Origin of the sequence: Pseudomonas sp. Z4-20, from assembly GCF_051131955.1 — a bacterium.
GTDB classification, from domain to species: domain Bacteria; phylum Pseudomonadota; class Gammaproteobacteria; order Pseudomonadales; family Pseudomonadaceae; genus Aquipseudomonas; species Aquipseudomonas marvdashtae.
On sequence record NZ_CP071641.1, the window covers coordinates 3,210,923 to 3,223,213 of the forward strand.

Consider the following 12,291-nt stretch of genomic DNA (forward strand, 5'->3'; position numbering starts at 1 on the left):
GGCAATGAATGACCCACTGGCGCCCGTCCCGGGCATCCGCGTCAGCCTTTCGGAGCTGATCGAGATGCGCCACCGTGTGCGCGAGGTGCAATTGTTCTCCACCCCCGGCCAGCGTAGCCCGTTGATTGGCCTGCACCACTCCAAGCTGCGTGGACGCGGTGTGGATTTCGACCAGGTGCGGGTCTATCAGGCCGGCGACGATGTGCGGACCATCGACTGGCGCGTCACCGCGCGGACCCAGGAGCCCCACACCAAGCTGTTCCACGAAGAACGGGAGCGGCCGATCTTCATCATGATCGAGCAAAGCCATCGCCTGTTCTTCGGCTCCGGGCAGGTTTTCAAATCGGTGCTGGCCGCCCAGGCCGCCAGCCTGATCGGCTGGGCCGCGCTGGGGCACAACGACCGGGTGGGCGGGCTGGTGTTCGGCAATAACACCCATTACGAAGTCAAGCCCCGGCGCAGCAAGCAGAGCCTGCTGCAATTGCTCAATCGCCTGGTGCGCGTCAATCAATCGCTGCACACCGAAGGTGAGTCGGACCACGACTCGTTCGGCGTCGCCTTGCGCCGCGCCCGGGAGGTGCTGCGTCCCGGCAGCCTGGCCATCGTGATTTGCGACGAGCGCGCCCTGTCCGACGGTGCCGAGCAGCAATTGAGCCTGCTATCGCGCCATTGCGATCTGTTGCTGCTGCCGTTGTCCGACCCGCTGGACCACGCCCTGCCCGCCGCCGGGCTGCTTCGGTTTGCCCAACGGGGCGAGCAGCTGGAGATCGACACGCTGAACTTCGAACTGCGCCAGACCTATCGCGCCCAGGCCGAGGCACGGCTGGAGCGCTGGGAAATGCTCGCGCAGAAGCTGCGAATCCTGATGCTGCCGTTGAGCACGCAGGGCGACATGGTCGAACAACTGCGCGAGTACCTGAACCCCAAGCGGCCAGGGAAAACCCGATGAGCAGCCTTGATCAACTGCAGCCGCTCATGGCCCCGCCCCCGATTGGCTTCTGGCCGCCCGCGCCAGGCTGGTGGTTGCTGCTGGTGCTGATGCCACTGCTGGGCCTGGGCCTGTGGCAGTTGCGCCGGTTCATTCCCGCCAGGCGTACCGATTCGCGCACCGAACAACCGCTGGACCCGGTACGCCTCGCGGCGCTGGCCGAACTCGCCCTGCTGCCCAAACCCTACGACGGCGCACCCGCCGGGGCCTGGCTGCAGCAACTCAACGGGCTGCTCAAGCGCCTGTGTCGCAACCACTATCCCTACAGCCAGAGCCACACCCTCAATGGACGCAAATGGCTGGCCTTCCTCGATAACCGCTGCCCGGCCGCCGGCCTGACCCGCTGGATGATCCTGGTGGAAGGCGCCTACAAGCCTGAATGCAAGCTCGATGACAAAGCCATTGCCGGCCTGACCCAGGCGGTCGAGATCTGGATTCGCAAGCATGTTTGAATTCGCCTGGCCGTGGATCTTCGCCCTGTTGCCATTGCCCTGGCTGATGCGCCTGGTTCTGCCGGCGGCGGACAGCGGTGAGCCGGCCCTCAAGGTCAGTTTCCTGGAAGACCTCGAAGGCTTGGTTGGGCGCCGGGCCCGGGCCAACCTGCCCACCTGGCGCCAGCAGGCGCCCTTCATCCTGCTGTGGCTCCTGCTGCTGATCGCCGCCGCCCGCCCGCAATGGCTCGGCGAACCGCTGCCGATTGCCGCCAGCGGCCGCGACCTCTTGGTGGCGGTGGACGTATCAGGGTCGATGGATTTTCCCGACATGCAGTGGAAGGACGAGGAAGTCAGTCGCCTGGCGCTGGTCCAGCACACGCTCGGGGACTTTCTCGAAAGCCGCGAAGGCGACCGGGTCGGCCTGATCCTGTTCGGCAGCCAGGCTTATCTGCAAGCGCCGTTGACCTTTGACCGTCACACCGTGCGCCTCTGGCTCGACGAGGCGCGCGTAGGCATCGCCGGCAAGAACACCGCCATCGGCGATGCCATTGGCCTGGCACTCAAACGCCTGCGCCAACGTCCGGCCCACAGCCGCGTGCTGATCCTGGTCACCGATGGCGCCAACAACGGTGGCGAAATCGATCCGCTGACCGCCGCCCAACTGGCCGCCGATGAAAGCGTGAAAATCTACACCATCGGCGTGGGCGCCGATCCAGAGCAAACGGGCACGGCCGGCTTCCTGGGCGTCAACCCGAGCCTGGATCTCGACGAAGCGACACTCAGGGACATCGCCCAAGTCACCGGCGGTCAATATTTTCGAGCCCAGGATGGAGAGCAATTGCTGGCGATCAAGACCACCCTCGACCAACTCGAACCGGTGGCGCAGCAACCGACCCAGGCACGCCCGTCCCTGGCGCTCTATCAGTGGCCGCTGGCCGTTGCGCTGTTGTTGAGCATGTTGCTGGTGGCCAGGGAACGCTGGCCGGACAACCCGTTGCAGCGGCTCTTTACCCAGCCGCTGTTTCAGCCATCGCAATCCTCTGAATGGCGTAAACGGCTCAAGCGCCTGCGACTGCGGAGGCGCCGATGATCGCGCTCTGGCCGCATTGGCTGCGCCCTGGTTTCATCCTGCTGCTGCCTCTGTTGGGTTGGCTGCTCTGGCAACTGTGGCACCGGCAAAAACGCGTGGGCCGCTGGCAGATGATCCTGCCCCCGGCGTTCCATGCGGTGCTGCTCAGCGGTGGCAGCGGCCGTGAAAGCCGACTGCCCTGGATTGCCCTGGGCCTGGGCTGGCTGCTGATGGTGCTGGCCTTGCTCGGCCCCAGCTGGACGCGCGTCGAACAGACCAGCCAGAAACCCGCCGATCCGCTGGTTGTGATCTTGGAACTGGGCCCGGAAATGCTCGCCACCGACGTCCCGCCCACGCGCCTGGAACAGGCCCGGCGCAAAGTGCTGGACGTGCTGCAAAATCGCAGTGATTCACAGACCGCGATCATCGTTTACGCCGGCAGCGCCCACACCCTGGTGCCGCTGTCCGACGACCTGGCCACCAGCGCCAACCTGCTCGAGGCCCTGGCGCCGTCGATCATGCCGCAAAACGGCCACCGCGCCGACTTGGCGGTCACCAAAGCCATGGCCTTGCTCGATCAGGCCGGGCTTGGTCATGGCCGGATCCTGCTGATAGGGTCGTCGCTGAACGAGCAGGAACGCCTAGGCATCCGGCAGGTTTTGGACGGTTCCGCGACGCGCTTGCTGATGCTCGGCATCGGTACCCGTGAAGGCGCGCCAGTGGCCCAGGAGGATGGCAGTTACCTCAAGGACCCACAGGGCGCCATCCTGGTCCCGCGCCTGGACAGCCCGAGCCTCAAATCCTTCATCAATGAACTGGACGGCCGCTACCGGCCGGCACGCCTGGATGACGGTGACCTGCGCGGCCTGGGGCTGTTGGACGGCCCACGCCGTCTGCGCAGCGATGGTCAGAAACTGCGCCTGGATACCTGGGCGGACCAAGGCTACTGGCTGCTTCTGCCGCTGTTATTGCTGGCCGCGTGCGCCGGGCGGCGTGGTTGGCTGTTCTGCCTGCCGCTGCTGTTCGCCTTTCCGCAAACCGGCCATGCTTTCGAATTCCAGGACTTGTGGTTGCGCGCCGATCAACAAGGACAGCACTTGCTCAAGCAAAAACGCCCCGCCGAGGCGGCCGCCCATTTCGAGGACAGCCAATGGCAGGGGGTTGCCTTGTACGAAGCCGGTGCGTACAGCGAAGCCGCCCGACGGTTTGCCGAAGGCAACGATGCCCGGGCTCATTACAATCGCGGCAACGCCTTGGCCAGGAGCGGCGAGCTGGAAGCCGCCATCGATGCCTATGAACAAGCCTTGGAGCTGCAACCGGACCTGCGCCCGGCGCAGACCAACAAAGCCCTGGTGGAAAGTTTGCTGAAAGAGCAGGCACCGCCACCGGATGCGCCCAAGCCTGCCGAACGCGAGGAACCTAACCCCGCCGAGCAACCGCCGGATACCGATGCTTCGGCGCAGTCTTCAGAGCCGGGGCAGCCGTCCTCCGACGCCAGCGCGGCGCCCGACGAATCCTCGGCATCCCAGGCACCGCCGCCCGGCGCCCAGGATGTGCCCGGCAGCGAGTTGCCCGACGAGCAGACCACCACCCCGCCACTGCGTCCGGCCGCGGGCCAGCGCAATGAAGAAGAACAGCGCCAGGCACTTGAACAGTGGCTGCGCCAGATCCCGGATAACCCGGGCGAACTGCTCAGGCGAAAATTCTGGTATGAACAGCAAAGCCACCAGGCCCAGGAAAAACACCAATGAGCCGCTGCATCGTCTATCTGCTTCTATTGCTGCTTTGGGCTGTCGGCTCCCAAGCCGCACAGCTCACCGCCAGCGTGGACCGCAGCCGCCTGAATTCCGGGGAGACCGTTGAGCTGACGCTGGAGTCCAACGACGCCACGCTGTTCGGCAAACCTGACCTGAGCGCTCTGCAGGCGCTATTCGATGTGCGGGGCACGCGCCAGGTCAACCAGTTGACCACCCTCGACGGCGAGAATCGCGCCACCACCCGCTGGATCGTGACCCTGCTCCCGCGCCAGAGCGGCACCGTGGTGATACCGGCCCTGCAATTGGGCGAAACAACCAGCCAGCCGATCACGTTGCAGGTGATCGAAAGCGAAACCCGTAACGCCTCCGGCACCCTCGCGCCCGTCTTTATCGAGGCCAACCTCGACCAGGCCCAGGTGTATGTGCAGGCCCAGGCGATCCTTACGCTGCGCATCTACCATTCGGTGTCGCTGTACGACGACAGCAGCCTGACACCGTTGCACATTCCTGACGCACGCACCGAGCAACTGGGCGAATCACGTACCTACGAGAAGGTCATCAACGACGTTCGCCACGGCGTGATCGAACTGCGTTACGGCATTTATCCGCAGCGCAGCGGCGAACTGACGATCCCGGTCCAGACCTTCAGCGCCACGCTGGTCGAGCCAACCGCCCAGGGCACGGCAACGCCGGGCGCCAAACCTGGCCAGTTGATGCGAGTCAGCTCCACGCCATTGCCATTGACCGTCATGCCCAAGCCCGCCAGCTACCCGGCCGACCTGCCATGGCTGCCGGCCCGCAGCCTGTCCTTGAGCGAAAGTTGGAGCCCGGAACCGACCCACAGCCAGGTCGGCGACTCACTGACCCGCAGCCTGACGCTGGAGGCCGAAGGCTTGACCAGCGCCCAGCTGCCTCCGTTGCCCGCGACCGAGATCAACGGCCTGCGGCGTTATCCCGACCAGCCGGTGCTGAGCAGTCGCAGCAGCGAACGCGGCCTTGTGGGCAGTCGTGAAGATCGCGAGGCGCTGGTGCCCAACCGCAGCGGCACCATCGAGCTGCCACCGGTGGAAGTGGTCTGGTGGAACACCCTGGAAGATCACCTGGACCGCACCAGCCTGCCCGCGCGAACCCTGCAAGTGGCGAACAATCCGAGCCTGATGGTCGACACACCGGCGGGCCCCGCTCAAATCGTCACGACCGTGGACAGCGAGACGCTGTGGTATTGGCAACTGAGCACGCTCATCCTGACCTGTACCACACTGCTCGGGTTCGGCCTGTGGTGGCGAGCCCGCTGGCAACCGGCGATCCTGCGCGCGACCCAGGCCGGACCGAGCCCACGCACCCTGCTGGACGACCTCAAGCGTGCCTGCCTGGCCAACGACCCCCACGCCACCCGCCAGGCGCTGGACGCCTGGGCCCGCCAGCAACCGGAAACCCTGGCCGACATGGCGGCGCGTTTCGTGCCGCTGTCCGACGCCCTGGACGGCTTGAACGGCGCCCTCTACAGCGAAACCGGCCAGCACTGGCAAGGCGAAGACCTGTGGCGTGCGATTCGCACCATCCCGCCCCTTGAGGGCGCACAGGATTCAACCAGCGATTCGAGCCTGCCGCCGCTGTACCCCAAATAACCCTCGCGAACGGCGCCGAGCTTTTGTGGCGAGGGAGCTTGCTCCCGCTGGCGCGCGCAGCACGCCCAAAGCCAGGCGCCTCGGTGTATCGGAAAGGTTGCGACTGGCTAGTTAGGGCCGCTGCGCAGCCCAACGGGAGCAAGCTCCCTCGCCACAAAAGCAGGCGTTAGACGATCCAGGGAAGTTGACCAAGTCCCCAATGCCATTTCCCAGTAAACTCTGCATTTTTGCGCCGCCTCTCTTCCCGCGGCCATCCTCTGTTTTCTGGAGTCTGCCTTGCGTCTGTTTCACACCTCCGATTGGCACCTTGGACAAAACCTCCACGGCCAGGAACGCGACTTCGAACACGCCTGTTTCCTCGATTGGCTGCTGCGCCAACTGGCCAGCGAAAAACCTGACGTACTGCTGATCGCCGGCGATATCTTCGACACCGTCAACCCGCCGGTCAAAGCCCAGGAGCGGCTGTACGATTTCATCGTCAGTGCCCACGAACAACACCCCAGCCTGACCATCGTCATGATCGCCGGCAACCACGACTCCGGCTCGCGTATCGAACTGCCGGCGCCGTTGATGCGGCGCTTGCGCACCCATGCCCTGGGCCGGGTGCTGTGGCTGGACGATGGGCAGCTGGACGTCGAGCGCCTGCTGCTGCCGTTGCCCGACGCCAAGGGCAAGGTCAAGGCCTGGTGCCTCGCCCTGCCATTCCTGCGCCCAGCGGAAGTGACCGGCGCGCAACTGGGCGACGATTACTTGCGCGGCATCGGCCAGGTCCATGAGTGGCTGATCGCCGCCGCCAACGCCAAACGCAAGAAGGGCCAGGCGTTGATCGCCGTCAGCCATGCGCACATGGCGGGGGGCTCGGTCTCGGAAGACTCCGAGCGCAGCCTGATCATCGGCAACGCCGAGGCCCTGCCCGCCAGTCTTTTCGGCCCAAGCATCAGCTACGTCGCCCTCGGTCACTTGCACAAGCCACAGAAGGTCAACGGCGAAGAACGCATCCGCTACAGCGGCTCGCCAATCCCGTTGTCGTTTTCCGAGATTGGCTACCGGCACCAGATCCTCGACGTCACGCTGGATGGCGAAACCCTGGTGAACGTCGAACCGCGGCTGATTCCCCGCGCCGTCAACCTGCAACGCCTGGGCCCTGCAACCCTGGCCGATATTGTTGTGCAGCTCAAGGAATTGCCGGACATCGACTTGTTGGCCGACACCCAGCGCCAGCCCTGGTTGGAAGTACGGGTGCGCCTCGACGAGCCGCAACCGGATCTGCGCCATCAAGTGGAAACCGCCCTGCAAGGCAAAGCCGTACGGTTGGTGCGTATCGCCGCCGAGTACGCCGGCAGCGGCGCGGCTGGCGCCGCCGGGGACAATGCCGCGCTGGTCGACCTTGACCAGCTCAGCCCGCAGCAATTGTTCAGCCGCGCCTGGCTGGACACCTACGGCAACGAAGTCGACGAACAGACCCTCAAGGATTTTGCTGTGTTGCTGCAAGACGTGCAGACGGAGAGTGAGCAGCCATGAAAATTCTCGCGATCCGCCTGAAGAACCTCGCCTCGCTGGCAGGGCCTTTTGAAATCGACTTCACCGCAGAGCCATTGGCCAGCGCCGGCCTGTTTGCCATCACCGGCCCCACCGGCGCGGGCAAGAGCACGCTGCTCGATGCCTTGTGCCTGGCGTTGTTCGGCGCCGTGCCGCGCCTGAGCAACACCGGGCGCGATGCCAAGGTGCCAGACGCCGATGGCGAAATCGCCACGGGCGACCCACGCACGCTGTTGCGCCGTGGCACCGGTGACGGTTACGCCGAAGTGGATTTTCGCGGCATCGACGGCCGCCGCTACCGGGCCCGATGGGAGGCCAATCGCGCCCGGGAAAAGGCCGGCGGCAAGTTGCAGGCAAGCCGCCAGAGCCTGCGGGACCTGGACAACGATCAATTGCTGGCAAGCCAGAAAGGTGAATACAAAACCCAACTCGAAGCCGCCCTGGGCCTGAACTTCGAACAGTTCACCCGTGCCGTGCTGCTGGCCCAGAGCGAGTTCAGCGCCTTTCTCAAGGCTGACGACAACGACCGCAGCGAACTGCTGGAAAAGCTCACCGACACCGCCCTGTATACCCGCCTCGGCCGCCGCGCGTTCGACAAGGCCAAGCAGGCCAAGGAAACCCACAAGCAGCTCCAGGACCAGGCGACCGGCGTCACACCGCTGCCCCCCGAAACCCGGGCTGAGCTGGACCAGCGTTTCAACGAAGCCCAGCTGCTGCTCAAGACCCAACAGACGCAACTCAAGCAACTGGAGCAGCAGCACACCTGGCTCAAGGACTTGCGCCAGCTGCAGGACGAACAGGCCAGCGCCGCCGAACAACTGCAACAGGCCCAGGTCGATTGGGATGGGCTGGCGGACGAACGCCTGAAATTGACACGCCTGGACCAACTGGCGCCGCAGCGGCATCAGTTCCTCCGTCAAGCGGAGCTCACGCGCCAACTTGAGCCGCTAGCCGTCAGGATCCAACAACTGACCCAGCAACAAGTGGAGCTGCACGAGCAACAGGCCGAACTGGAGAAGCGCCTCGGCGTCGCGCAATTGGCCCTGGCCGCTGCCCGCCAGCAGAGCACCGATAACGCGCCGCTGCTGCGCCAGGCCTTCGATGAGCAAAGCAGCCTCGAACGACTGGCCACGGACGCCGGCCAACGCGCCGAGCACTTGCAACAGGCCCAACAGGCTAGCGCCGACGGCCAGCGCACGATTGAGTCCTTGCTGGCGCAGCAACGGCAGGTTGCCGAGCGCCTGCAACGGATCGCTGGCGAGCTCGAACAAAGCACCGATCTTGCACCGCTGGGCGATGCCTGGGGCGCCTACCGCGATCGCCTGCAACAGCTGATGCTGATCGGAAATCGACTGAACAAAGGTCAAGAGGAGCTTGCGCTCCTGGAACACAGCGCCGCTCGCGCCACCGAGAACCTGGCGACCCGCCGACAGGATCTCGAAGTGCTCTACAAGGAGGCCGACGCCGAGCCGGACGCCGTGGCCGAACAGATCCAACTGCTCGGCACCCTGCTCCAAGACAACCGCAAGCAACTGCGCGCGTTCGAAGAATTGACCCGTCTGTGGGCCAGTCAGCAGGCGCTGGACAAGCGCACGGCCGACCTTGAACAGCGCCAGCGACAGGCGTTGCAGGAGCGTGACCGGCTGGTGCGTGAAGGTGGAGAAGCCAAGGCCGAACTGACCCTCGCCACACAGACGCTCGCCGTCACCCGCGACCTGCTGGAACGCCAACGCCTGGCCCGCAGCGAAAGCGTCGAGCAACTGCGCGAGCAACTACAGGACGATCAACCTTGCCCGGTCTGTGGTAGCGTCGAACACCCTTATCATCAGCCCGAAGCGCTGCTGGAAAGTCTCGGGCGATTCGACGCAAGCGAACAGGCCAACGCCCAGAAGGCTGTCGACCTGCTCAATGAAAAAGTCATTGACCTGCGGGCGCGGTACAGCGGCGTCATCGCCCAGCTCAAGGAGTTCAAGCAGCAGCAGGAGCAACTGGCGGACCAGCAACAGAGCCTCGCGCCAAGCGTCGAAGCCCACCCGTTGTCGGCGCAACTGCTGGCCCAGGACGCGGATAAGCGCGACGCCTGGCTGGACCAGCAAAACAGTCAATTGAACCTGCGTATCAGCCAGGACGAACAACGCCAGGGCGCCCTGCTCACCCTGCAACAGGACGCCACACGCCTGGCCCAGCAGTTGCGCGATGCCGAGACGGCAAGCCAGCAGGCGTCACTGCACCTGAACAATCAGCAACAGGAGCTGGCCCGGGATCGCCAGCGCCTTGAGGATGAACTGGGTCATTTCAGCGCCTTGCTGCCGGCGGACACCTTGCAGGCACTGCGCACCGAGCCCGCCGCGACCTTTATGCAGCTCGACCAGCAGATCAGCCAGCGCCTGGCGCAGTTGGACCAGCAACGCGAAGAACTCGCCGAACAGCTTCAGCGCCAGCAGTCCCTGGAAAAAGAGCAGGACCGCCAGCAGGTTCGCCTGCAGCAGGTGGAATCGGCGCAACAGCAGTTCAATGCCCTGGCCGGACAGCAACAGGCCTGCCAACAAAAACTCGTCCAGTTGCTGGGTGAACACACCAGCGCCGAACAATGGCAGCAGCAACTCGACCAGGCCCTGGAACAGGCCCGCAATGCCGAGGCCACGGCCAATCAACAATTGCAAGATCTGCGCAACAGCCTTGTGCAGCTGGCTGCCGAGCTCCAGGCCCGGCATGAACAGGCGCAATCGGTGGAGGCCGAACAGCAGGTGTTGAATACCCGCATCGCGCAATGGCGCGCCTCCCATCCAGAATTGGACAACGCAGCGCTTGACGCCCTGCTCGGCCTCGACGAGCAGCAGGTCGGTCAACTGCGGCAACGGCTGCTCAACAGCGACAAAGCCATCGAGCAAGCCCGCGTGCTGCTTACCGAACGCGAACAGCGCTTGCAAAATCATCAGGCCCAACACAACGGCAATCTGGCGCCTGAGCAACTGACCCAAGCCTTGGCCGAACTGCAGGACCAATCCGCCGCCAGCGAGCAACGCTGCGCCGAGTTGCGGGCCGAGCAGGCCGAGGACCAACGTCGACAAAACGCCAACCAGGCCCTGGCCCAGCAGATCGAACAGGCCTACGCCGAGTACCAGCGCTGGGCACGCCTGGACGCGTTGATCGGTTCGGCCACCGGCGACCGTTTCCGCAAACTGGCCCAGGCTTACAACCTCGACCTGCTGGTGCATCACGCCAATACCCAGTTGCGGCAATTGGTCCGGCGCTACCGGCTCAAGCGTGGCGGCAGCATGCTCGGGCTACTGGTGATGGACACGGAGATGGGCGACGAGCTGCGCTCGGTGCATTCTTTGTCCGGCGGCGAAACCTTCCTGGTTTCCCTGGCGCTGGCACTGGGCCTGGCCTCGATGGCGTCCAGCACCCTGAGAATCGAATCGCTGTTCATCGACGAAGGTTTCGGCAGCCTCGACCCCGAATCGCTGCAACTGGCCATGGACGCCCTCGACGGCTTGCAGGCCCAAGGGCGCAAAGTCGCGGTCATTTCCCACGTGCAGGAAATGCATGAACGGATCCCGGTGCAGATCCAGGTCCGACGCCAGGGCAACGGGCTGAGCACGGTGGAAGTGAAATGAGCCGCGCCACGCTGTATTCCTTCCGCCGTTGCCCCTATGCCATGCGAGCTCGCATCGCATTGCGCTACAGCAATGTCGCGCTGGACCTGATCGAAGTCAGCCTCAAGGCCAAGCCGCCCGAGATGCTGGCGCTGTCCAGCAAAGGCACGGTGCCGGTGCTGGCAGTCGACGACCGGGTAATCGATGAAAGCCTGGAAATCATGCAATGGGCCTTGGTCCAGCACGATCCGCAAGACTGGCGTCTACGGGACGATCCCCAGGGCCAGGCGTTGACGGCGGCGTTGATCGAGGAAAACGACCAGGTATTCAAGCTCCACTTGAACCGCTACAAATACCCGGAGCGGCATCCCGAATACCCGAAGGAACATTACCGCAGCGAAGGGGAAATTTTCCTGCGTAAACTGGAAGGACTGCTTGAAACCCGTCCGTTCCTGGCGGCGGCGCATCAGAGCCTGGCCGACGTGGCCGTGATGCCGTTCATACGCCAGTTCGCTCATGTTGATCGCGACTGGTTTGCCCAGGCGCCCTATCCGCGGCTACAGGACTGGTTGCAGAGATTCCTGGATTCCGAGCTGTTCGTGGCGATCATGGCCAAGTAGCTGATTACACACAGCCCTTGTTGCCTGGCCGCTCAGTCGCTCAGCAAACTCAACAACCGCTCACGAGCCACTTCCAGCTCACCTGGAACCGGCTGGGCTGCCGAGACAATCGGCGTGGAATAGAGAAACAGCAACATCACTGCAAGACGCATCGCCATGGTGTCGATCCTTATTGGTAAGGAGTCAATTAACTAGCGTCAAATTTAACCACATGGCCAAGTGATATCACAATAGGGTTTTTACCCAGACGCACGAAGCCTGCGATCTTTTCTCTCTTTAGCACGCCGTAGGAGATGAAAAGATCGCAGGCTTCAGTTGCAGCGAGATTCAGTGCTGGATCTTGTGGTCCAGCGCCGCGTAGAAATTGGCGCTCTGTTGCAGGTATTTTTCGGTGTAGCTTTGGGTACGGTTTTTCTTGTCGCTGATCTCAATGCTCGCACTGGCCGGCAAGGCCACGGTGGCGGAAATAGCGGAAGCGGCGATCACGGAGAAAAGATTCAGATTCATGGCGGTAGTCCTCGGATTCAGTTAGCTGATTTGCCCGTTGGGGCCGTGAAGCAAACTTACGCGCCGAGGCGTCTCGTCTTGAAATGCTTTGTAATACTAGCGACTATCAGTCTCGTTGATACAGCGGCGAAGGCCCCATAGAACGGGGCC

At 63.9% G+C, this 12,291-nt stretch carries 10 protein-coding genes; 8 read left to right on the plus strand and 2 right to left on the minus strand.

Going from position 1 to position 12,291, the window contains the following annotated elements; all coding sequences use genetic code 11:
• Positions 1–4: 4 nt before the first annotated feature.
• The 8 genes from J3P82_RS14490 (at position 5) to J3P82_RS14525 (ending at position 11,634) form a co-directional block, all read left to right on the plus strand.
• Complete coding sequence (locus tag J3P82_RS14490; protein WP_434557453.1) at positions 5–949, plus strand: DUF58 domain-containing protein; 945 nt, start codon at positions 5–7, stop codon at positions 947–949.
• Positions 946–1,440: a DUF4381 domain-containing protein gene (locus tag J3P82_RS14495; RefSeq protein ID WP_434557454.1), complete on the plus strand. Its 495-nt coding sequence runs from the start codon at positions 946–948 to the stop codon at positions 1,438–1,440. Before J3P82_RS14490 ends, J3P82_RS14495 begins: the two co-directional genes overlap by 4 nt.
• Entirely contained in the window at positions 1,433–2,512 is a 1,080-nt protein-coding gene (locus J3P82_RS14500) for a vWA domain-containing protein (RefSeq protein ID WP_434557455.1), read from the plus strand. Before J3P82_RS14495 ends, J3P82_RS14500 begins: the two co-directional genes overlap by 8 nt.
• The gene (locus J3P82_RS14505; RefSeq protein ID WP_434557456.1) at positions 2,509–4,242 is read left to right on the plus strand and encodes a tetratricopeptide repeat protein; all 1,734 of its coding nucleotides are present in this window, start codon (positions 2,509–2,511) and stop codon (positions 4,240–4,242) included. Before J3P82_RS14500 ends, J3P82_RS14505 begins: the two co-directional genes overlap by 4 nt.
• Entirely contained in the window at positions 4,239–5,876 is a 1,638-nt protein-coding gene (locus J3P82_RS14510; protein WP_434557457.1) for a BatD family protein, read from the plus strand. Before J3P82_RS14505 ends, J3P82_RS14510 begins: the two co-directional genes overlap by 4 nt.
• 276 nt (positions 5,877–6,152) lie before the next feature.
• The gene (locus J3P82_RS14515; RefSeq protein WP_434557458.1) at positions 6,153–7,397 is read left to right on the plus strand and encodes an exonuclease SbcCD subunit D C-terminal domain-containing protein; all 1,245 of its coding nucleotides are present in this window, start codon (positions 6,153–6,155) and stop codon (positions 7,395–7,397) included.
• Positions 7,394–11,035 (plus strand): AAA family ATPase, encoded by a 3,642-nt coding sequence (locus tag J3P82_RS14520; RefSeq protein ID WP_434557459.1) that lies wholly within the window; start codon positions 7,394–7,396, stop codon positions 11,033–11,035. The genes J3P82_RS14515 and J3P82_RS14520 overlap by 4 nt, the downstream gene beginning before the upstream one ends.
• A complete protein-coding gene (locus J3P82_RS14525) occupies positions 11,032–11,634 on the plus strand; it encodes a glutathione S-transferase (protein ID WP_434557460.1) in 603 nt (200 codons plus the stop codon). The genes J3P82_RS14520 and J3P82_RS14525 overlap by 4 nt, the downstream gene beginning before the upstream one ends.
• 32 nt (positions 11,635–11,666) lie before the next feature.
• On the opposite strand, the gene J3P82_RS14530 is transcribed toward J3P82_RS14525, so the two are convergent.
• Complete coding sequence (locus J3P82_RS14530; protein ID WP_256207078.1) at positions 11,667–11,792, minus strand: hypothetical protein; 126 nt, start codon at positions 11,790–11,792, stop codon at positions 11,667–11,669.
• Positions 11,793–11,961: 169 nt separating this feature from the next.
• Positions 11,962–12,141 (minus strand): hypothetical protein, encoded by a 180-nt coding sequence (locus J3P82_RS14535; RefSeq protein ID WP_434557461.1) that lies wholly within the window; start codon positions 12,139–12,141, stop codon positions 11,962–11,964.
• Between the last annotated feature and the right edge of the window lie 150 nt (positions 12,142–12,291).

What these genes read in the sequence shown, in the direction of transcription:
- J3P82_RS14495 (WP_434557454.1), top strand. Translation starts at nt 946, where the DNA reads ATGAGCAGCCTTGATCAACTGCAGCCGCTCATGGCCCCGCCCCCGATT.
- J3P82_RS14510 (WP_434557457.1), top strand. Translation starts at nt 4,239, where the DNA reads ATGAGCCGCTGCATCGTCTATCTGCTTCTATTGCTGCTTTGGGCTGTC.
- J3P82_RS14535 (WP_434557461.1), bottom strand. Translation starts at nt 12,141, where the DNA reads ATGAATCTGAATCTTTTCTCCGTGATCGCCGCTTCCGCTATTTCCGCC.
- J3P82_RS14525 (WP_434557460.1), top strand. Translation starts at nt 11,032, where the DNA reads ATGAGCCGCGCCACGCTGTATTCCTTCCGCCGTTGCCCCTATGCCATG.
- J3P82_RS14530 (WP_256207078.1), bottom strand. Translation starts at nt 11,792, where the DNA reads ATGGCGATGCGTCTTGCAGTGATGTTGCTGTTTCTCTATTCCACGCCG.
- J3P82_RS14490 (WP_434557453.1), top strand. Translation starts at nt 5, where the DNA reads ATGAATGACCCACTGGCGCCCGTCCCGGGCATCCGCGTCAGCCTTTCG.
- J3P82_RS14505 (WP_434557456.1), top strand. Translation starts at nt 2,509, where the DNA reads ATGATCGCGCTCTGGCCGCATTGGCTGCGCCCTGGTTTCATCCTGCTG.
- J3P82_RS14500 (WP_434557455.1), top strand. Translation starts at nt 1,433, where the DNA reads ATGTTTGAATTCGCCTGGCCGTGGATCTTCGCCCTGTTGCCATTGCCC.
- J3P82_RS14520 (WP_434557459.1), top strand. Translation starts at nt 7,394, where the DNA reads ATGAAAATTCTCGCGATCCGCCTGAAGAACCTCGCCTCGCTGGCAGGG.